Here is an 18,060-nt window from a genome sequence, read left to right as displayed (position 1 = left end):
AACAAATTATAAAAAGCATCCTATTATTCGGATGCTTTTTTGTATTTCTGATATTATCGTTTAGTTTTGCAAACTATGCGTTTTAGATTATCATTTTTCCAAATATTAATATTGGCCGCTTTTGTGGTTTCTTGTGCTACAAAAACTAAAAAAGCGGTCGTTAAAAAACCGGCTGCAAAAACAGAAGTTAAAACTCCTTCACCAAAACCTTTTATTCAGCCTCCAACAATTACTTTACCTGAAATTAAAAGAGAATTCAGAGGTGCGTGGATTGCGTCGGTTGCTAACATCAACTGGCCTTCGAAGAATAATTTGTCTGTTGAACAGCAAAAGCAGGAAGCTATTCAATTACTGAATCTTTTAGCAGATCTTAATTTCAATGCTGTGATATTGCAAATCCGTCCATCGGCAGATGCTTTGTATAAAAGCCCACACGAACCCTGGTCTTATTTTTTGACAGGACAAATTGGTACAGCGCCTTATCCTGAATATGATCCTTTGGAATTTTGGATTGAAGAATCTCACAAACGTGGTCTGGAATTTCATGCCTGGCTCAATCCGTTTCGTGCGCATCATTCAAACGGTGGACAAATCACATCAGAATCCATGGTGAAAAAATCACCGGACAATATCGTTAAGCTGAAAAACGGAATGTATTGGTTTGATCCTGCTGATGACAGAACACAGGAACAAGCGTCAAAAGTGGTCAAAGATATCGTTTCAAGATATGATGTGGACGGAATTCATTTTGATGATTATTTTTATCCTTATGCCGAATATAACGGTGGAAAAGATTTTCCGGATTACAAATCCTGGTCGGTTTACCAGCAATCTGGCGGAACATTGTCCAGAGCGGATTGGAGACGAGCAAATGTGAACAAATTTGTGAAGCGGATCTATGACGAAATCAAAGCTCAGAAAAATGATGTTAAATTCGGAATCAGCCCTTTTGGGATTTGGAAGCCCGGTTTTCCTGCAGGTATCAAAGGATCTTCTCAATATGATGAATTATATGCTGATGCAAAACTTTGGCTTAATCAGGGTTGGATTGACTATTTCACGCCTCAATTATATTGGCCGATTGAATCTTCAGGACAGAGTTTTCCACTTCTTTTGCAATGGTGGAGTGAAGAGAATATAAAAGGTCGTCATCTTTGGCCTGGTCTTAATACTGTTGCTATAAAATCACCAAATCCCGTTGCTGAAATTGCCGGACAAATAGATGTATCCCGTCAAATTCTGAAGAAAGATGCAGGAGCAGTACATTGGAGTATTGCCGGAATCAGTAAAAATTATTCTATGCAGCAAGAGTTGAAAGCCAATTCTTATAAAGAAAAAGCTTTGTTTCCTGAAACAGCCTGGCTTACTTCTAAAGAACTACCGGAATTAGATGTAACCTGGAAAAAACAGTCCAATAATATCACAGTGACCTGGAACAAAGAATCTGAAGCATTGTCTTATGTTATTTATCAAAAATACGGTAATAATTGGCAAACGGAAATTCTCTCACCGGAAATCATCAGTAAAAATATAGCCTCAGAATCTAACGGAAAGAAACTGTCAACAATTGTTGTAAGGTCTGTGAATAAGCTTGGGAAGTTGAGTAATTATAAAGTTGTTTTGATTAATTAGGAATTAATAACTATTTAAAGTCATATTTGGTTAACGATAAAATGGTTAAATTCGGGGAAATAATTTCCGATATGACAACCAATAGAAGAGACTGGCTGAAAACTGCAATTCTTGGCGGAACAGCTTTGGTATTTTCACCTTTAGAAATTCTGGCTAAAGAAATTCCTAATTATAAAGAAATCATCCAAAATGCTGATGTCATAAGGCTTTGCTTTAATGAAAATCCATTCGGAACTTCGCCAAAAGCTTTGGAAGCGATGCAGAAAAGCCTTGGTTTTTCGTCGATGTATGATTTCCGTTTTGCAGATATTTTATGTGAAAAATTAGCGGAGAAAAATGGCCTTAAGAAAGAGAATATCCTGGTTTCGGCAGGATCGTCTTTTCTGTTGGAATTAATTACAAAATATGTTTCCTTAGACAAAGGCCATTTCATTATTCCCAATCCTTCGTTTACGATTTTTGAACCGATTGCCGGGTTTTTGGGAATGTCAAAATCTGTTATTCCGTTGACCGGGCAAAAGAAAATCGATTTGGAAGCAATGAGAAAATCGATCCGGAAAGATACGAAGCTCATCTATATCTGCAATCCGAATAATCCAACGGGAGATTTACTTTCAAGACAGGAAATTGAAAGTTTCATCCAATCAATTCCTGATAGCATTACGATTTTAATAGATGAAGCTTACATCGAATTTACGAATCAAAAATCCTTGGGCGATCTGGTGAATCAATATAATAATCTGGTTGTGACGAGAACATTTTCCAAACTTTATGGTTTTGCCGGTGCAAGGTTAGGTTATGCAATTGGTCATACAAAAATGATTGAAAACCTGAAAAAACTACAAAGCTGGAGTGGCGCAGAAATCAGTGTTGTAACAATGGCAGGCGCAATTGCAGCAATGGAGGACGAGATCTTTATTTCCAAAGTTTTGGATAACAATGAGAAATCTAAAGATTTTACAATTTCAGAATTTAGAAAAAGGGGAATTAAAACCATTCCGTCTTCTGCTAATTTTGTTTATTTTTCGTTGGATAATTACAAAGGTGATTATTTCAAAAAACTGAAAGATGCAAAGATCCTTGGCGGCAAAACTTATGAAGAAAAAGGGAAGTGGACAAGGATTAGTTTGGGAACAATGGAGGAGATGAGAAACTATTTTGAGGTAATTTCTTAATCCTAAGCCAAAATATTACTAAACTCTTTCCGATACTGTGACGGGCTTTTCTGTGTATGCTCTTTAAAAGTTTTATTAAAGTAACTGAAATTATTAAATCCACTATCAAAACAAACTTCTGTGATACTCATCGGTTGTTCTGCCAAGAGTTTCAGAGAATGTGTGATTCTGTATTCATTCACAAACTGAGTGAAGGTTTTGTTCGTTATTTTTTTGAAATAGCGGCAAAAAGAAGGCACCGTCATGTTGGATAATTCAGCGACAGTTTCCAGCGGAATCTGTTCCTTAAAATGATCTTTCACATAATTGAAAATCACACTGATCCGGTCATTATCTTCTTTCTGAGTCTGGAGGTAATATTTGGATGCATTCAGGATTTTATAATCCTGGGTTTGGGATAATTCGTCAAGAATCTCAATCAAAAAAAGAAGTTTGGTCAGAGAGTGTGATTCAGTAAGAGCATCAATTTTGGACTTAAGAGCTTTTTTCGTTTTTTCGCCAAAAACAATTCCGCTTTTTGCTTTTTCCAATAAAGAAAGAATTCTGCTCATTTCCGTTGCTTTCCAAAATTCTACACCCAGAAAATCCTTAGAAAACTGTATCACCACTTCATACTCATTCTTGGTGTTTTCATTCGTCATTCCACAATGCGGAAGATTGCTGCCAATTAGAATCAAATCACCATCTGTGAAGTACGAAATGTTACTTCCAATCTGTCTTTTACCCGAACCTTTGTACACATAGATCAGCTCAATCTCCGGATGAAAATGCCAGAAATTGGTCTTGATATTTTCATTTCTCAAATATCTGAGACAAGTAAAACTACTGCCTACATCAGGACTTACGGATTCTAAAACCGGATTATAATGTTTCATGCAACAAAGTTAGGGAATTAATATTACATGTTTTAAATTGTCATAATTTTATTGTTAATATTAATTTAATGTTAATATAGCACATATTTTTGAAAATTGAATTGTATCAGGTGAGATTTAACCATTATACATTTGTATTGTAAAACGATTAAAGAATATTATTATGAAAAGTCTATTAAAAATAAGTTTGATTGTTAGCGCAATGCTAATTTCAATGAGTGTTTCGGCAAAAGATAAATTCTTTTCAATTTCATTAACAGAAGCTAATTCTAAAACACTCCGTTTTGAGATCTTCAATGCTGAGAATGTTTCACTTTATTTCTATAATGACAGAAAAGATGAAATCTATTCGGAAAATATCGGGAACAAAGAGAATGTTGAAAAAACTTATGACCTTTCAACACTTTCTGAGGGTGATTATTTTTTGGTAGCTGAATCGGATTTTAAAATTGAAAAATATAAAGTGACAATTGATAAAAACGGAAATGTTTCTGCCGCAAAAACACCTGTTCTCGCATTTAACAAGCCAGAATATACTGTTGAAAACAATATCGTGAAACTGCATATGAACAGTATTGAGAATGCTATCAATGTGACTGTCTCAGACCTTGCAAATAATGAGTATTACAATCAATCTGTTAAAGCTAACAATGGTGAGATCAATCTTAAATTCGATTTGAACGCTAATAACTCGCCTGCTTACATCATCAGCGTAGAAAAGAACGGTGATGTTTTTAACAGACTTATTACTTTGAAATAGTTTCTCTAAACTAAGGTTATATATATTATTTTCTTAAGCTTCATAAATTATTTATGAAGCTTTTTATTTTACTCCAAATTAATGAAAATGTTTAGGAAAAGCTTCTCTTGGTGATTGTTTCAAAATATTGAGGAGAAACCATGATTTTAAAAAACCATAACCGTAAGAAAACATTTGGATATAGGTAGAGATAATTGCCATTGATGCAATGCTGATATTCCTGGTCACAAACAAAGCATGGAAAAACACCAGAAAAGTATAAAGTCCGTATAAAGCGAGAATCAGCCCATTTCCCCAAACAAAATAATGAATGGCTCCAACCAAGTATCCCAATAGAAAAATAGTTGGAAACCAGAATGTCGGCTTTACATATTTTGGATGTCTTTGGTTGAGAATTGGTCTTGCACAACCGAATTGGTAAACCTGTTTGGAGAATTTCCCAAAATCTGTTCTGCGTTTGTGATAAACCCCAATATCATCATAAAATCTGGTTGTGTAACCATTTTCCCAAAGTGTCATAGACAGATCCGGGTCTTCACCGATCCGCATTTCTGAGAAACCGCCGACTTTCAAAAAAGCCTCTTTGTTAACACCCATATTGAAACTTCTGGGCTGGAATTTAGTCACTGCATTTTTATTTCCCCGGATTCCGCCTGTTGTAAAAACAGAAGTCATAGAGTAGGAGATTGCTTTTTGCATCAGGTTAAAACCTTTGTGCGCTTTGTCCGCACCGCCAAAAGCATCGCATGGATTTTTAATCAGATTTTTCTTGATGTTTTCAATATAATCCGTTTCTACAATCACATCAGAATCTACAAAAACCAGCCAATCATTCTTCGCTCGTTTTGCACCGTAATTCCGGCTCAATCCAGGACCTGAATTATCCTTTCGGAAAAACTGAATATCCAGCTGCTCTTCGAATAATTCCACAGTCGGGAGAAGCTTGATGATAGAACCATCATCCACAACAATGACTTCAAAATCTTTATCGGTCTGACGTGATAAAGAATTCAGAAGTTCGAATAATTCGTCTTTTCTGTTGAAGATGGCAATGATGATTGAGATTGTTGTCAAAGTAGTATTAATTTTCTAGTTTATGCACTTTCTTCGTTCCATCATACATCTCATACTGCAAAAATCTCGTCTCCAGTTTTCCATTGAAAAGCTTGATTTTTCTTGAAGGTCTGAGTCCGATTTTTTTCGGTGCATCAAGGTCGGCAGAAATCAGCCAGGCCAATGTGTTTGGGTAGTGCTGTTTGAAAGTATCACCAATTTTTTTATAGAAATTATCATCATTAATACTAATTCTCTCGTCATAAGGCGGATTGAAAACTATCAATAATGGGAACATATCTTTCTCAGATTCGAAGAAATTTTGTTTTCTCACTTCAATAACATCTTCCATTTCTGCAGCCTCAATATTGGTTCTTGCTGCGTTCAAAGCCCTGGCGTCCATATCATAACCCACAATTTTCCCAGTGAATTCTTTCACCCTGTTGATCCGGAATTCTTTGATCTTTTGGAACAAATCTTCGTCATAATTTTTCCAGTTTTGAAAAGCAAACTCTTTTCTGAAAATCTGTGCCGGCAGATCCAGAGCAATCATTGCTGCCTCTATTAATAATGTTCCGGAACCGCACATCGGATCCAGAAAATTACCTTTTCCGTCCCAGCCTGCCAATTGTAACATTCCACTGGCCAAAACTTCATTGATCGGCGCAACGGTCTGCTCTTTTCTGTAACCGCGCTTGAAAAGGGGATCGCCTGAACTATCCAAGGAAATCGTTACCAATTCTCTATCGATATGAAGATGAAATTTGATATCAGGATTGTCTTTGTTAACGTTCGGTCTGATGTTATGTTTTTCCTGAAAATAATCGACAATTGCATCTTTCATTTTCAAAGTCATAAACTGAGAATGGCTGAATCTCTCCGAGTTTACAGTAGCATCAATAGCAAATGACTGGTGTTTCTCCAGAAACTGATCCCATTCAAACTTGAATAATTTATCGTAATATTTAGATTCATTAAAAGCTTTGAATTCTAAAATCGGAATAATAATTTTAAGCGCAGTTCTGCAAGAATAATTGAGTTTGTAAAGAAAACCCAGGTCACCTTCGCAAGTTACCGCACGGTTTCTGGCTTCTACTTTTTTACCGCCTAGTTTTTTAACTTCTTCGGCCAAAACCTGTTCCAACCCGAAAAAAGTTTTGATCTGTATCTGCAGATTGTTTGTATCCATTCCGCAAAGATAATAGATATTTACATGATAGATAATAGACTTTTGAACTTATAGAAAATCTCTTCCTTAATCTGCCGGTCTCACATCTATTTTCCTTATTTTTGCAAGATGCAATGGTTCGAAGAATGGTTTGATACACCATATTATCATATTTTATACAGCAACCGAGATTATCAGGAAGCCGAAAATTTTCTGAATCTGTTGACTGATTTTCTAAAACTCGAGAAAAATTCAAAAATTATTGATCTAGCTTGCGGAAAAGGCAGACATTCGGTGTATCTGAACAAGTTAGGTTACAATGTTCTGGGGCTGGATTTGTCTGAACAAAGTATCAGTTATGATAAGCAATTCGAAAATGACTCTTTGAAATTTCGGGTTCACGATATGAGAAATAGGATTGAGACCGAGCCTGTTGATGCGGTTTTTAACTTGTTCACAAGCTTTGGATATTTCGAAACGGAAGAAGAGGACAAAAGTGTTTTCCGTTCTGTTTCCGATGCTTTGAAGAATGAAGGTTATTTCGTTTTAGATTTTCTGAATTCTGATTATGTGAAAAATGTCATCGTTCCGAAAAGTTCTATCGAAAGAGAAAATATTACCTTTAATATTCAAAAACATATTGAGAATGATTTTATCATTAAAGAAATTAATTTTGAAGACCAAGGCAAAAAGTTTCATTTTTTCGAACGTGTCAAACTGACTTCTCCTGAAAAAATCCTGAAATTTGCTGATGAATTTGGTTTTGAATTAATCCAACGTTGGGGCGATTATCAGCTTAATGATTTTGAGGAAAAAAGTTCCCAAAGATGTATTAATTTGTTTAGAAAGATTAAATAGATTTAAGTTTTAAGATGATTATACTTCTATTGATATTAAGTGTTCTGATTGGAGTTTTTCTTGGAAAATATTTCGGAAGTAAGCAGCAATTTGCTAAAAATCTCTTAATTCTGAGTGCAGGTTTTCTGATAACGATCTGTCTGAATGAGGTTTTTCCGGAAGTTTATCATTCTGAAGACCATAATATCGGGATTTTTGTGATTCTTGGGGTTTTGATTCAGATGTTGCTTGAAAGTTTGACCAAAGGTTTTGAACACGGGCATCTTCATCATCATTCGGATGAACATTCGATTATTCCTGTTGCGTTGATCATCGGACTGTTTGTTCATGCTTTTATAGAAGGAATCCCTTTATCACACGAGAAAGAAACGTTGTCTCCTTATTTGCTAGGAATTCTGTTTCATAACATTCCAATCTCCTTTGTCTTGGGAAGTTTCCTGGCTCATAGTAAAAATTTCTCTACTAAATTCTGGCTGATTGTTCTCGTTTTTGCTTTAGCTTCACCTTTGGGAATGCTTTTGGGTCAATATTTTGATGAAAATCTGAAAGTGTATTTCTTAGCTGTAGTTGGCGGAATTTTCCTTCATATTTCGTCAGTTATAATTTTCGAAAGTAATAAGAATCACAAGATGGACTGGACAAAAATTATCCTCGTGATTTGCGGCATTGGACTGGCACTTGGAGGACATTTGTTCCATCATCATTAATTAAAAAATATTTTCTATTTCGACAGGAAAATCTTAATTTTACTCAAATCGATTTTATGGGATTTTTAGATCAAATATTTGGTAAAAAAGAGGAGCAGGATCAAAAAAAAAGCCTTTGGAAAAAACTGGAATCCGAAAAGGATTTAGATTCAGCAGTTGAGAGATCCAATCAGCAAAAAGTCTTGATTTTCAAACATTCTACACGTTGTTTTATCAGCAAAACAATGCTGAAATCTTTTGAAAGACAAATGGAAAATTCTGATAAAGATTATGTCTATTATTTCCTCGATTTGTTGGCTCATAGAAATATATCCAACGAGATTGAATCCCGTTTTGACGTTGTACATCAGAGTCCGCAGCTAATCGTTCTGGAAAATGGAAAAGCAACGTACAACAGCTCTCATCAGAATATCAGTCTTGATAAAATTTAATCAAATTAAAACACAGTAACAAATGGAATATCAGAACTTCCGCAATCATCTCTCAAAAATATTAGGCGTTCCCATTGAAAGCTTAGAATTTTGCTCATCATATTATGAAATAAAACAAGCAAAGAAGAATGAAATCATTTTGCGGGAAGGAGAGATTTCTGATTGTACCTTTTTTGTAGAAAAAGGCTTGTTGAGAATGTATTCTATTGACAAAGCGGGAAAAGAACACGTGATACAGTTTGCACCGGAAAACTGGATCATATCTGATACAACCAGTCAGCTCTTGAATGAGAAATCCAGATTTTACATCGAAGCAATCGAAGACAGTATATTAGTTGTGACAAGAGAAGGCTTCTTTGAAAACCTTTCAAAAGTTTATCCCGATGTTGCAGAAAAGAATCAAAGATTGATGTTCAATCATATTAAGAATTTGCAAAATCGCGTCAATGCATTAATCAGCACAACTGCTGAAGAACGTTATCTTGAGTTTCTGAAAAAATATCCTAATCTGATGCTGAGAGTTCCGCAGTGGATGGTCGCTTCTTATCTTGGAATTACGCCGGAAAGTTTGAGCCGTGTAAGAAAAGAATTGGCAAAGAAAAAATTTGAGATTTGATTTGAATCGGTTTTTAGTATTAATTCTTTTGTCTGTTTTCAGTCTCGGACAAAATCAGTTAAAGGAAAATCTCAGCCATAAAACATTTTCTGCAAAAGTTATCGGCATCTCCGACGGTGATACGATGGAAGTTCTTTACAAGAAAACTCCAATCAAAATCCGGCTTGCTCACATCGATTCTCCTGAAAAAAGAGGAACTCAGCCTTTCGGAAATAATGCCAAACAAGCTTTGTCTCATCTTTGTTTCGGAAAAACAGTCATGATAGAATCTGAAAAATACGACCGTTACAAAAGATTGATTGCAGTTGTTATCAATGATAGAAAACAAATCGTTAATCAGGAAATGATAAAACAAGGAATGGCCTGGCATTATAAAAAATATTCCAGCGATCCTGTTTATGCAAAATTGGAATCCGAAGCGCGAAACAATAGAGTAGGACTATGGCAAGATAAAAATCCAATTGCGCCCTGGCTGTGGAGAGAAAATAAAAAGAAAAAATGAATCACGAAATTTTAAAAGCAAATATCTCCGATATTCCTGATCTGTGTCAAATGATGAAGGATTTCTATGCCATTGATCTTTATCCGTTTGATGAAAAAACCACTACCGATAATTTTGTAAGATTCATCAATAATCATCATTATGGCGAATGCTTTAAAATTGTTTTTGAACAACAGATCGCAGGTTATATTATTCTGGCAAAATATTTCAGTTTCGAATTTGGTGGAGAGATCTTATTTTTAGACGAATTGTTTGTTAAACCAGAATTTCAAGGGAAATCTCTGGGCAAAAAAGCGTTGGAGTTTGTTAAGAATTATTCCATTGAAAACAGCTTCAAAATTGTTCTTCTGGAAATTGAAAACCATAATGAAAAAGCGAAAAAACTTTATGAACATTATGGCTTCCAGAATCATAAAAGGAGTTTGATGATTCTTAAGAATTAATTTTAAATTAAAACTATAAGTTTGTCATTCCGTAGGAATCTGAAAATCGATGTCTAGATTCCTACGGAATGACAAATACTATGTTTGATTCTTTATCTTGAAATATTATTTAAAATTATTTACTACTTCATCCACTTTTTCAAGATAAGATTTCTTTTGATCATCAGTTGCAAAAGAGTAGTTAAAAGAGTTTTTCACTAATGTAATGATGTCTTCTTTTGATAAATCCAAAGCTTCCTGGACCGCTTCAAAATTAGCATTCATATAGCCACCGAAATAAGCGGGATCATCAGAATTGACAGTTGCTTTGATGCCTTTTTCCAAAAGCTTTTTTAGTGGATGATTGGTCATCACATCGGTATTTCTCAATTCAAGATTGGAAAGTGGACAAACGGTCAAAGCTAAATCTCTTTTTACGATTTCCTGAACCAATTTTTCGTCTTCCAAGCATCTATTTCCGTGATCGATTCTTGCAACTTTGAGAATATCAATAGCTTCCCAAATATACTCAGCCGGACCTTCCTCACCAGCGTGTGCAACCGGAATGTAGCCTTCTTTCACAGATGCTTCGAATACGTTTTTGAATTTGGTTGGCGGATTTCCCATTTCGGAAGAATCCAGACCAATAGAAGTAATTAAGTCTTTGTAAGGCAATGATTGCTTTAATGTTTCAAAAGCGGATTCTTCGGAAAGATGCCGCAAATAGCTCATGATGAACAGAGAATTGATTCCCCATTTTTCCTTTGCATCCAATCTAGCCTTTTGCAATCCATTGATAACCGTTTCAAAAGCAATTCCTCTGTCCGTATGTGTTTGCGGATCAAACATTATTTCGGTATGAATGACATTATTCTCATAACATTTCTGATAATAAGCCATTGCCAGATCGTAGAAATCTTTCTCGTGAATCAGAACGCCGGCACCGGCATAATAAATATCCAAAAAGTCCTGTAGACAGGAGAACCGATAAGCTTTTTTAACTTCATCGATTGTTTTATAAGGAATCTCAATTTGGTTTCTTTGGGCAATTTCGAACATCAGTTCCGGTTCAAAACTTCCTTCGATATGTAAATGTAATTCTGCTTTTGGAAGTGCAGCGATAAAATCTTTCATAGTTTTTTGATTTTATCCAAAAATAACGAAAAAAAGGCTTTAGAAATCTCTTTCCAAAGCCTTTTTGTAAAAAATAAACTATTTATTTATCTATTGAACCCATCACTTTTTGAGCAAAGGAATTCAAAGCATCTTTCTCACTCATTCCGTTTTGAACGCTGGCATGAACTTCCAAAGCTCCACAAATATTAGTTATCAGTTCTCCGGTGACGTTAAGGTCTTCTTCAGAGACATTTCGGAATTCTGAAAAACTTTCCAGAACTTCTAAAGTTGTTTCCAGATTTTCCGGTGTTTGGTTTTGATAAAACTGTCTTATGATTGGTAATTTCATTTTTAATAGATTTAGAAATTATAAGATTTAGAGATCGAGAATATCTCAGTTTTAACCTTTTAATTCACTGAAAAGATGGTTAAGACTTTCAGCCTGATTGGTTTGAACCTGGTTTTTTAGAACACCGCCTTCAAATGCTGCGAAGGTCGGCAAATTATCAACCGTTGCCAGTTTTCTACTTTCCGGCAATTTTTCCGCATCTACATAATAGAAAGGGATATCCTCATTCTCTGCAGCTAATTTTTTGAATTTTGGCTTCATAATCCTGCAGTTCCCACACCAAGTTGCACCATACTGAACCATTACTTTATCATTCTCCTGAATGATCTGTTGTAATGTGTCTCCTGTAAGTTCTATGTACATTCTACAATTATTAATGATTGATTATAAATGATAATTGATTGAGAAAATCAATTAGTTTTTGCTGAAGTATTCTGCAACACCGGTTCTGTTAGCGTTCATTGCATCTTTTCCTTCTTCCCAGTTTGCAGGACAAACTTCTCCGTGTTTCTGAACGTGTGCATAGGCATCGATCAATCTAAGATATTCTTTAACGTTTCTACCAAGAGGCATATCGTTTACAGACTCGTGGAAGATTTTTCCAGTCTCATCGATCAGATAAGTTGCTCTGTAAGTTACGTTAGAACCTGTGAACACTTCGTTTCCTTCTTCATCATATTCCAAGTCCTGATCTACAATTCCAAGGATATTTGCCAATTGTCTGTGCGTGTCAGCAAGGATTGGATAAGTTACACCTTCGATTCCTCCATTATCTTTTGGAGTGTTCAACCAAGCAAAATGAACTTCGTTGGTATCGCAAGAAGCACCAATAACCATAGTGTTTCTCTTTTGGAATTCTGGTAAAGCCTCCTGAAAAGCGTGTAATTCTGTCGGGCAAACAAAAGTAAAATCTTTTGGATACCAAAACAAAATCACTTTTTGCTGATTATTAACCGCTTCTTCAAATACATTGATCTTAAGATCATCACCCATTTCACTCATTGCATCGATCGCAACATTCGGGAATAATTTACCTACTAATGACATAATATTTAAGTTTAAATTGTTGTTTAAATTTGATAGTGCAAAATTACAAAGATTTTGTGAATTAAAAATCAATTTGCTATTTATAAAATCTATCAATGTGAAAGACTGAAAACTAACAGTGTTATGTGGCTAATACGGTAAAGTCAGGGTTTTTTATTATATCAATTAATATATAAAATATTAAACAATTAATTCACAAAATTGAATATGCAAAGACAAGAATTATAAATTGATAAAGGTAACTACATACCATTTTACACTAAGCAGGTTTACTTCTTAAAAACCTGCTTCATCATTTTATCAAATTCAGTTGTAAGATGAACATAATCTGCTACTATCAAAGCAACATCATTAATACGAACAATCTTATCAACCTCTATTTTTAATTCAGGATGATTATCTTTTATATCCTGAACATCAAAATACTCTATGTTATTTATCTTAACGTATTTCACACGTTTTGTTTTTAATCTTGTATTTAACATAATTCTCTGTATTTAGTTCGGACATTTGAATTTGATAACAAATATCTGAATTTTTCTTGGTCTGTGACCTTTCTCAAGTTAAATCTATAAACAAACTCATCAACATATTTTTGAAGATGTTTTTTAGAAACATAATTGTACATTCCATTGACTGAATTTTTTAGGATTCGCCAACTTCCTTCTATATTGTTTGTGTGCACGGATTTATCTTGCAAACTTACATACTCTTTCTTTGAATGATCTATAATTCTATGGTCATAATATTTTGATAGACCATTGTAACCTAACCATTCATCAGAAATTAAAACCGTTGTTTCAGGATTAACATATTTATAGATCAAAGGTTGAATACTATTTCTCTTAGTATCTGTTACAACAAAGGCATTCATCTTACCATCTCTTTGCAACATTCCCATTACAGGAACTTTATCTTTATATGAACGTCCTTGAGAGAATGGAACTTTTTTATCCTTGTGTCGATTCTTGTTCTTTCCACCGATAAATGTTTCGTCACATTCAACAACACCTTCAAGTTCATTATTATTCTCAATTCCAAAACAGGATCTAATTCTCTGTAACATAAACCAAGCTGTTTTCTGAGTCACATCAATATCTTTAGCTAATTGTAACGAACTAATTCCTTTCTTATGAGAAGTAACTAACCAAATAGCTAAAAACCACTTTCTAAGGCTGATTTTAGAGTTCTCAAACATTGTCCCTGTCTTAACATTAAAATATTTCCCTGTGGTTTTACAACGATACTGATTATTCTTACATTTATAAACCTTTGAGTCACTATCATAAGGACTTTCAATAATTCCTCCCCATCTCTGTTCCTCTAAATAATCAATACATATTTGTTCAGTTGAAAATGTTTGCACCAACTGGTAAACCGATTTAATATTTGTATCTAACATTTTGATTTTATTAAAGTTACATTAATTTACGAATTATTTTGATATGTTTATTTTGTCTATTATCTTTGAGTTATGAAAGAAGAACTCAATTACAGAACTGCTATATTTTCTTGTATTACAGAAAAATTAGCATTAATAAAAGAAAAATACTCTGCGTTGTTAGAAGACTGTGAAGTAGACTTTGAAAAGGCTACTAATCCAGCATATAAGCTTCCTAATTATTGGGGGTTTATTCCTGATCCTGATAATCCATTTGAGGGCTTACCAACTATTGTACAGTCAGAAGTGACTGTTGCATTAAGAGATTGTGTAGATAGCCATTCTCGAAGGATTTGAGTAAATTTTTCAACTCCTATACTAAAACCAAACTCTTCACTAATTACAATAACTTTCTCTTCTTTGTTTAGAAGTATAATTTCTTTCCTGCTATTCAATATTTGAATAGTTCCTTTCTTATTTTCCATTTTTATTTTCTAATTTTGTTAAACATTAACGATTAAAAAGAAGCGTTAGCTTTTATTCTGTCAATAGGAATCTGGTACATTCATTGAAACACAGAATAAATAAGAACTAACCGCATCCATATGGGTGTGGGTTATGTCTTGTTTGTGTTTCAAGGTTTACCAGAACCTCTATTGGCAAATGAGAGTTATAAACCCACACTTTCTTTATTTTTATACATTTCACTTTTGGGTTTAGAGTGACTAAAAAATTACTCTTATGAAACAATATGATGAAACAGAATATGTTTTAATGACACATTCCAACAAAAAAGAATTTGATAGATTAGTAAGAAAAGAAATAAAACGTAATAGAGTTAACGGTATAATTGCTCATATTATAATCTATACAGTTGTTGCTTCTCTTGTTATTACCTTTATCGTTTTCTTAATAAATCAAATATTCTTTTAAACAACTTAAATTTAACATAATGAAAAACCCACAAATTATTGAAGGGCAACTTCAAGACATTAATCAACAACTAATTTTAATTCAAGAATTATATCAAAAAATCAAATCTAATATTGATAATCCTGATGAAGACATTCAATCTATCTTAGATAATATTTCAAATCAAAATGATGAAATTTTAGAAGTTTTAAAAGATATTGAATCTAAACTTTAATGGTTTTTGATATGTCTAAATGAACCCTAACTCCAATTGTAGTATCACCTGAAAAATCTTTATCTCTATAAAACGGAGATACTACTACTTTATATCCTTGTTGTTCTATAGCAAGGATATTTTCTTTTGTTTCTTTTAAAGATGATTTTAATTTTTCTACGAGAACATCAAACTCTTTATTTTCTATTTGTAAATCTTCCATGACTTTTTTAGTGGTGTCTTTTTTATTTTCTTTTTTCATTTTAATTCTATTTATTAATTTTACAAAATGGTAGTCCCCCTGTTGTGGATGAACAGAAACCCTTCGAGGAACTTCTGTTCGATTGTTGAGGTCACACCCAATAGTCCTTGATGAAGCAACAGAGTTGACTACCTGTTTTTATTTGTGTAAAGTTGTATGTAGTTGCCTTGATAAAATATTATTTAGCAATTAAAAGTGAAAAGATAGATTTTTTATAATTTAGTCGGGAATAAAACTAAATGCTATTTAACTCAATTAATTTTGCAATATTTCTTCCAATTGTATTTATATTATATTGGTATTTTGCAAAAAGTCTTAAAATCCAGAATGCCTTATTACTGATCTCAAGCTATTTTTTCTATGCTTGTTGGGATTGGCGATTCATGTTTTTATTATTATTTTCAACTTTTCTAGATTATTTTACTGGATTAAAAATGCAAAATTCCCAAAATCAAAAAGAAAAAAGAAATTGGTTCTGGCTGAGTATTGTTGTAAATCTGGGTTTTCTAGGCTTTTTTAAATATTATAATTTCTTTGCAGAATCATTTGCAGAATCAGTATCTTATTTTGGCTGGAAAATAAGCCCTGTTTTATTAAAAGTTATTTTACCGGTTGGTATCTCGTTTTATACTTTTCATGGGCTTTCTTATGTAATTGATATTTATAAGAATAAAATAAAAGCAGAAAGTAATTTTGTCGATTATGCTGTCTTTGTCAGTTTCTTTCCGCTTTTGGTTGCCGGTCCCATTGAACGTGCCACACATCTTCTACCTCAGATAAAAAAAAGAAGGAATTTTGATTATGCACAAGCAGCAGATGGTCTGCGACAAATACTTTGGGGATTATTAAAGAAAATTGTCATTGCAGATAATTGTGCCGAGATAGCCAATCAGATATTTGGTAATTCTTCAGATATGAATGGTAGCTCCTTATTTCTGGGTGCCATCTTTTTCACTTTCCAGATCTATGGTGATTTTTCAGGCTATTCTGATATTGCTTTGGGTACAGCTCGTTTATTCGGAATAGAACTGTTACGCAATTTTGCATTCCCGTATTTTTCAAGAGATATTGCCGAATTCTGGCGCCGTTGGCATATATCGTTATCATCGTGGTTCAAAGACTATCTGTATATTCCTCTTGGTGGGAGCAAAGGAGGGAATTGGATGCGTATTCGCAACGTGTTTATTATTTTCATCGTAAGCGGATTCTGGCATGGCGCTAATTGGACCTTTATAGTTTGGGGAATTTTGAATGCATTATTTATACTGCCTTCTGTTGTAATGAAAACCAACAGAAATAATTTGGAAATCGTTGCAAAAGACCGGATTTTACCAACATTTAAAGAATTGATGCAAATGATGATAACATTTATATTGATCGTATTTGCATGGATATTTTTCAGAGCGGAAAACATTGGTCATGCTATAAGTTATATAAAAGGAATTTTTTCACCTTCACTCATTACATATCCGAATTTTGATAAAATTGATGATATGTTAACGGCAATTATACTTATTGTTGTTTTTTTATTAGTAGAATGGCTTGGAAGAGAAAATCAATATGCAATAGAAGGTATTAAGAATTTCAATTCAAAATCTATAAGATGGCTTTGTTATATTATGATTCTATTTGTCATTTATTTTTACGGTAATTTTGGTGAAAGTATAGAGTTTATCTATTTTCAATTTTAATAACTAAGACTTGAAAAGATTTATTTTTAACATATTTATTCTCTTCATAATAATATTTGTATTTAATATTATTGTCTTTGTTTTTGCAAATGACAATTATTATAAAGGTTATAACGATTTTCCTGACAAACGGTTTAGATCATTTATAATGGCCGATTCACATGGAATGTCAATAGAAAAAATGCCTGAAAAATTTGGCGTTTATAATTTTTCTGATAACAGTGATTCTTATTATGATATGAAAAGGAAGTTAATCTATCTAATAGAAAATCATTACAAAATCGATAAAATATATATTAGTGTCGATAATTATACATTGAGCCCTTACAGAGATAAGAATAACAACCTGGATAAAAGTATAAAATATACATCCAAGATTGATTATAATTACATCAATGAAAAATATATAAAGTATTATTTCCCAATTTTCCAACCAAAAATTAATTCTCTTTTCAGGATATACTTACAGGACAAGGTAAAGCTGATTTTTCAACAAAGAAATAATACAGTCAATATTATTTGGAACAAATTATCCGAAGAAGAAAAAATCGTCAGAGCTAAAGATAGAGTGAACAGCCAGTTTCCGTCGCATAATAAAAGTAAAGCTCTGGAACAGGAACTAATCAAAATCATTGATATCTGTCAAAGCAACAATATCAAACTTATTGGTGTTAAGTTTCCTGTTTCTGGTTATTATCTGAAAATGTTAGGCAATAAAAATTATGGTGCTGACAAATTATTTGTTTCCAAAGGCTTAGAAATAATTGATTGTCAATCTTTTTTCAAAGAAAAAAATGAATATTTTGGAGATCAGGATCACTTGAATTTTCAGGGTGGAGAAAAATTCACGAAAATACTGTTGCAAAAATAAACCACTATAAAAACATCT

24 protein-coding genes are annotated in these 18,060 nt (G+C 33.3%); 14 read left to right on the top strand and 10 right to left on the bottom strand.

Annotated features, from left to right (window positions below; genetic code table 11):
* Positions 1–75: 75 nt before the first annotated feature.
* Positions 76–1,632: a glycoside hydrolase family 10-like protein gene (locus QOL71_RS02610; protein WP_283415414.1), complete on the top strand. Its 1,557-nt coding sequence runs from the start codon at positions 76–78 to the stop codon at positions 1,630–1,632.
* A 41-nt stretch (positions 1,633–1,673) separates the two neighbouring features.
* The gene (locus QOL71_RS02605) at positions 1,674–2,807 is read left to right on the top strand and encodes a pyridoxal phosphate-dependent aminotransferase (protein WP_283415413.1); all 1,134 of its coding nucleotides are present in this window, start codon (positions 1,674–1,676) and stop codon (positions 2,805–2,807) included.
* A gap of 2 nt (positions 2,808–2,809) precedes the next feature.
* Here QOL71_RS02605 and QOL71_RS02600 read toward each other — a convergent pair whose 3' ends face one another.
* Complete coding sequence (locus QOL71_RS02600; protein ID WP_283415412.1) at positions 2,810–3,682, bottom strand: AraC family transcriptional regulator; 873 nt, start codon at positions 3,680–3,682, stop codon at positions 2,810–2,812.
* A gap of 163 nt (positions 3,683–3,845) precedes the next feature.
* Between QOL71_RS02600 and QOL71_RS02595 the strand changes: the two genes are divergently transcribed.
* Complete coding sequence (locus QOL71_RS02595; protein WP_283415411.1) at positions 3,846–4,442, top strand: hypothetical protein; 597 nt, start codon at positions 3,846–3,848, stop codon at positions 4,440–4,442.
* Between the two features lie 78 nt (positions 4,443–4,520).
* Here the strand turns inward: QOL71_RS02595 and QOL71_RS02590 are convergent, their stop codons facing one another.
* Entirely contained in the window at positions 4,521–5,516 is a 996-nt protein-coding gene (locus QOL71_RS02590; protein WP_283415410.1) for a glycosyltransferase family 2 protein, read from the bottom strand.
* Positions 5,517–5,523: 7 nt separating this feature from the next.
* The gene (locus QOL71_RS02585; protein WP_283415409.1) at positions 5,524–6,684 is read right to left on the bottom strand and encodes a THUMP domain-containing class I SAM-dependent RNA methyltransferase; all 1,161 of its coding nucleotides are present in this window, start codon (positions 6,682–6,684) and stop codon (positions 5,524–5,526) included.
* A gap of 108 nt (positions 6,685–6,792) precedes the next feature.
* Here QOL71_RS02585 and QOL71_RS02580 point away from each other — a divergent pair, with 108 nt between their 5' ends.
* The 6 genes from QOL71_RS02580 to QOL71_RS02555 are packed head-to-tail and all read left to right on the top strand — an operon-like array spanning position 6,793 to position 10,220.
* On the top strand, positions 6,793–7,521 hold the full coding sequence (locus QOL71_RS02580; RefSeq protein WP_283415408.1) for an SAM-dependent methyltransferase: 729 nt from the start codon (positions 6,793–6,795) through the stop codon (positions 7,519–7,521).
* Positions 7,522–7,535: 14 nt separating this feature from the next.
* Positions 7,536–8,228, top strand: a complete 693-nt coding sequence (locus tag QOL71_RS02575) for a ZIP family metal transporter (RefSeq protein WP_283415407.1) — start codon at positions 7,536–7,538, stop codon at positions 8,226–8,228.
* A gap of 56 nt (positions 8,229–8,284) precedes the next feature.
* Positions 8,285–8,659: a bacillithiol system redox-active protein YtxJ gene (gene ytxJ / locus QOL71_RS02570; RefSeq protein WP_283415406.1), complete on the top strand. Its 375-nt coding sequence runs from the start codon at positions 8,285–8,287 to the stop codon at positions 8,657–8,659.
* A gap of 22 nt (positions 8,660–8,681) precedes the next feature.
* The gene (locus QOL71_RS02565) at positions 8,682–9,275 is read left to right on the top strand and encodes a Crp/Fnr family transcriptional regulator (RefSeq protein WP_283415405.1); all 594 of its coding nucleotides are present in this window, start codon (positions 8,682–8,684) and stop codon (positions 9,273–9,275) included.
* Between the two features lies 1 nt (position 9,276).
* Positions 9,277–9,777, top strand: coding sequence for a thermonuclease family protein (locus tag QOL71_RS02560; RefSeq protein ID WP_283415404.1), 501 nt, complete (start codon positions 9,277–9,279; stop codon positions 9,775–9,777).
* Positions 9,774–10,220 carry a GNAT family N-acetyltransferase gene (locus QOL71_RS02555; RefSeq protein ID WP_283415403.1) on the top strand — a complete coding sequence of 149 codons (447 nt, stop codon included), beginning with the start codon at positions 9,774–9,776 and terminating at the stop codon, positions 10,218–10,220. The genes QOL71_RS02560 and QOL71_RS02555 overlap by 4 nt, the downstream gene beginning before the upstream one ends.
* 105 nt (positions 10,221–10,325) lie before the next feature.
* Here QOL71_RS02555 and QOL71_RS02550 read toward each other — a convergent pair whose 3' ends face one another.
* The 6 genes from QOL71_RS02550 to QOL71_RS02525 all read right to left on the bottom strand — a co-directional run bounded on the left by QOL71_RS02550 (position 10,326) and on the right by QOL71_RS02525 (position 14,113).
* Positions 10,326–11,333 (bottom strand): adenosine deaminase, encoded by a 1,008-nt coding sequence (locus QOL71_RS02550; RefSeq protein WP_283415402.1) that lies wholly within the window; start codon positions 11,331–11,333, stop codon positions 10,326–10,328.
* Between the two features lie 82 nt (positions 11,334–11,415).
* The gene (locus tag QOL71_RS02545; RefSeq protein WP_283415401.1) at positions 11,416–11,664 is read right to left on the bottom strand and encodes a DUF6952 family protein; all 249 of its coding nucleotides are present in this window, start codon (positions 11,662–11,664) and stop codon (positions 11,416–11,418) included.
* A gap of 51 nt (positions 11,665–11,715) precedes the next feature.
* The gene (locus tag QOL71_RS02540) at positions 11,716–12,027 is read right to left on the bottom strand and encodes a thioredoxin family protein (protein WP_283415400.1); all 312 of its coding nucleotides are present in this window, start codon (positions 12,025–12,027) and stop codon (positions 11,716–11,718) included.
* Positions 12,028–12,078: 51 nt separating this feature from the next.
* Positions 12,079–12,711: a peroxiredoxin gene (locus tag QOL71_RS02535; RefSeq protein ID WP_283415399.1), complete on the bottom strand. Its 633-nt coding sequence runs from the start codon at positions 12,709–12,711 to the stop codon at positions 12,079–12,081.
* Between the two features lie 269 nt (positions 12,712–12,980).
* Positions 12,981–13,196: a hypothetical protein gene (locus QOL71_RS02530; protein WP_283415398.1), complete on the bottom strand. Its 216-nt coding sequence runs from the start codon at positions 13,194–13,196 to the stop codon at positions 12,981–12,983.
* The gene (locus tag QOL71_RS02525; protein ID WP_283415397.1) at positions 13,190–14,113 is read right to left on the bottom strand and encodes an IS1595 family transposase; all 924 of its coding nucleotides are present in this window, start codon (positions 14,111–14,113) and stop codon (positions 13,190–13,192) included. The genes QOL71_RS02530 and QOL71_RS02525 overlap by 7 nt, the downstream gene beginning before the upstream one ends.
* A 72-nt stretch (positions 14,114–14,185) precedes the next feature.
* Between QOL71_RS02525 and QOL71_RS02520 the strand changes: the two genes are divergently transcribed.
* The 3 genes from QOL71_RS02520 to QOL71_RS02510 all read left to right on the top strand — a co-directional run bounded on the left by QOL71_RS02520 (position 14,186) and on the right by QOL71_RS02510 (position 15,239).
* On the top strand, positions 14,186–14,449 hold the full coding sequence (locus tag QOL71_RS02520; protein ID WP_283415396.1) for a hypothetical protein: 264 nt from the start codon (positions 14,186–14,188) through the stop codon (positions 14,447–14,449).
* A 384-nt stretch (positions 14,450–14,833) separates the two neighbouring features.
* A complete protein-coding gene (locus QOL71_RS02515; RefSeq protein ID WP_283415395.1) occupies positions 14,834–15,025 on the top strand; it encodes a hypothetical protein in 192 nt (63 codons plus the stop codon).
* Between the two features lie 19 nt (positions 15,026–15,044).
* The gene (locus QOL71_RS02510) at positions 15,045–15,239 is read left to right on the top strand and encodes a hypothetical protein (protein ID WP_283415394.1); all 195 of its coding nucleotides are present in this window, start codon (positions 15,045–15,047) and stop codon (positions 15,237–15,239) included.
* Here the strand turns inward: QOL71_RS02510 and QOL71_RS02505 are convergent.
* On the bottom strand, positions 15,229–15,480 hold the full coding sequence (locus tag QOL71_RS02505) for a hypothetical protein (RefSeq protein ID WP_283415393.1): 252 nt from the start codon (positions 15,478–15,480) through the stop codon (positions 15,229–15,231). The two genes, QOL71_RS02510 and QOL71_RS02505, sit on opposite strands and share 11 nt — an antisense overlap.
* Before the next feature lie 239 nt (positions 15,481–15,719).
* On the opposite strand from QOL71_RS02505, the gene QOL71_RS02500 reads away from it, so the two are divergent.
* Both QOL71_RS02500 and QOL71_RS02495 read left to right on the top strand, forming a co-directional pair.
* Positions 15,720–17,171: an MBOAT family O-acyltransferase gene (locus tag QOL71_RS02500; RefSeq protein ID WP_283415392.1), complete on the top strand. Its 1,452-nt coding sequence runs from the start codon at positions 15,720–15,722 to the stop codon at positions 17,169–17,171.
* A 148-nt stretch (positions 17,172–17,319) separates the two neighbouring features.
* Entirely contained in the window at positions 17,320–18,042 is a 723-nt protein-coding gene (locus QOL71_RS02495; RefSeq protein WP_283415391.1) for a hypothetical protein, read from the top strand.
* The last annotated feature ends 18 nt before the right edge of the window (positions 18,043–18,060 follow it).

Origin of the sequence: Epilithonimonas pallida (genome assembly GCF_900182975.1) — a bacterium.
Taxonomy (GTDB): domain Bacteria; phylum Bacteroidota; class Bacteroidia; order Flavobacteriales; family Weeksellaceae; genus Epilithonimonas; species Epilithonimonas pallida.
Note: the sequence above shows the minus strand (reverse complement) of the source record. Positions and strands in the feature narration are given on the sequence as shown.

Excerpts from the sequence above, each read along its gene's own strand:
- QOL71_RS02610 (WP_283415414.1), top strand. The coding sequence starts at position 76 with ATGCGTTTTAGATTATCATTTTTCCAAATATTAATATTGGCCGCTTTT.
- QOL71_RS02605 (WP_283415413.1), top strand. The coding sequence starts at position 1,674 with ATGGTTAAATTCGGGGAAATAATTTCCGATATGACAACCAATAGAAGA.
- QOL71_RS02600 (WP_283415412.1), bottom strand. The coding sequence starts at position 3,682 with ATGAAACATTATAATCCGGTTTTAGAATCCGTAAGTCCTGATGTAGGC.
- QOL71_RS02595 (WP_283415411.1), top strand. The coding sequence starts at position 3,846 with ATGAAAAGTCTATTAAAAATAAGTTTGATTGTTAGCGCAATGCTAATT.
- QOL71_RS02585 (WP_283415409.1), bottom strand. The coding sequence starts at position 6,684 with ATGGATACAAACAATCTGCAGATACAGATCAAAACTTTTTTCGGGTTG.
- QOL71_RS02580 (WP_283415408.1), top strand. The coding sequence starts at position 6,793 with ATGCAATGGTTCGAAGAATGGTTTGATACACCATATTATCATATTTTA.
- QOL71_RS02575 (WP_283415407.1), top strand. The coding sequence starts at position 7,536 with ATGATTATACTTCTATTGATATTAAGTGTTCTGATTGGAGTTTTTCTT.
- ytxJ (WP_283415406.1), top strand. The coding sequence starts at position 8,285 with ATGGGATTTTTAGATCAAATATTTGGTAAAAAAGAGGAGCAGGATCAA.
- QOL71_RS02565 (WP_283415405.1), top strand. The coding sequence starts at position 8,682 with ATGGAATATCAGAACTTCCGCAATCATCTCTCAAAAATATTAGGCGTT.
- QOL71_RS02555 (WP_283415403.1), top strand. The coding sequence starts at position 9,774 with ATGAATCACGAAATTTTAAAAGCAAATATCTCCGATATTCCTGATCTG.
- QOL71_RS02550 (WP_283415402.1), bottom strand. The coding sequence starts at position 11,333 with ATGAAAGATTTTATCGCTGCACTTCCAAAAGCAGAATTACATTTACAT.
- QOL71_RS02545 (WP_283415401.1), bottom strand. The coding sequence starts at position 11,664 with ATGAAATTACCAATCATAAGACAGTTTTATCAAAACCAAACACCGGAA.
- QOL71_RS02540 (WP_283415400.1), bottom strand. The coding sequence starts at position 12,027 with ATGTACATAGAACTTACAGGAGACACATTACAACAGATCATTCAGGAG.
- QOL71_RS02535 (WP_283415399.1), bottom strand. The coding sequence starts at position 12,711 with ATGTCATTAGTAGGTAAATTATTCCCGAATGTTGCGATCGATGCAATG.
- QOL71_RS02530 (WP_283415398.1), bottom strand. The coding sequence starts at position 13,196 with ATGTTAAATACAAGATTAAAAACAAAACGTGTGAAATACGTTAAGATA.
- QOL71_RS02525 (WP_283415397.1), bottom strand. The coding sequence starts at position 14,113 with ATGTTAGATACAAATATTAAATCGGTTTACCAGTTGGTGCAAACATTT.
- QOL71_RS02520 (WP_283415396.1), top strand. The coding sequence starts at position 14,186 with ATGAAAGAAGAACTCAATTACAGAACTGCTATATTTTCTTGTATTACA.
- QOL71_RS02515 (WP_283415395.1), top strand. The coding sequence starts at position 14,834 with ATGAAACAATATGATGAAACAGAATATGTTTTAATGACACATTCCAAC.
- QOL71_RS02510 (WP_283415394.1), top strand. The coding sequence starts at position 15,045 with ATGAAAAACCCACAAATTATTGAAGGGCAACTTCAAGACATTAATCAA.
- QOL71_RS02505 (WP_283415393.1), bottom strand. The coding sequence starts at position 15,480 with ATGAAAAAAGAAAATAAAAAAGACACCACTAAAAAAGTCATGGAAGAT.
- QOL71_RS02500 (WP_283415392.1), top strand. The coding sequence starts at position 15,720 with ATGCTATTTAACTCAATTAATTTTGCAATATTTCTTCCAATTGTATTT.
- QOL71_RS02495 (WP_283415391.1), top strand. The coding sequence starts at position 17,320 with ATGGCCGATTCACATGGAATGTCAATAGAAAAAATGCCTGAAAAATTT.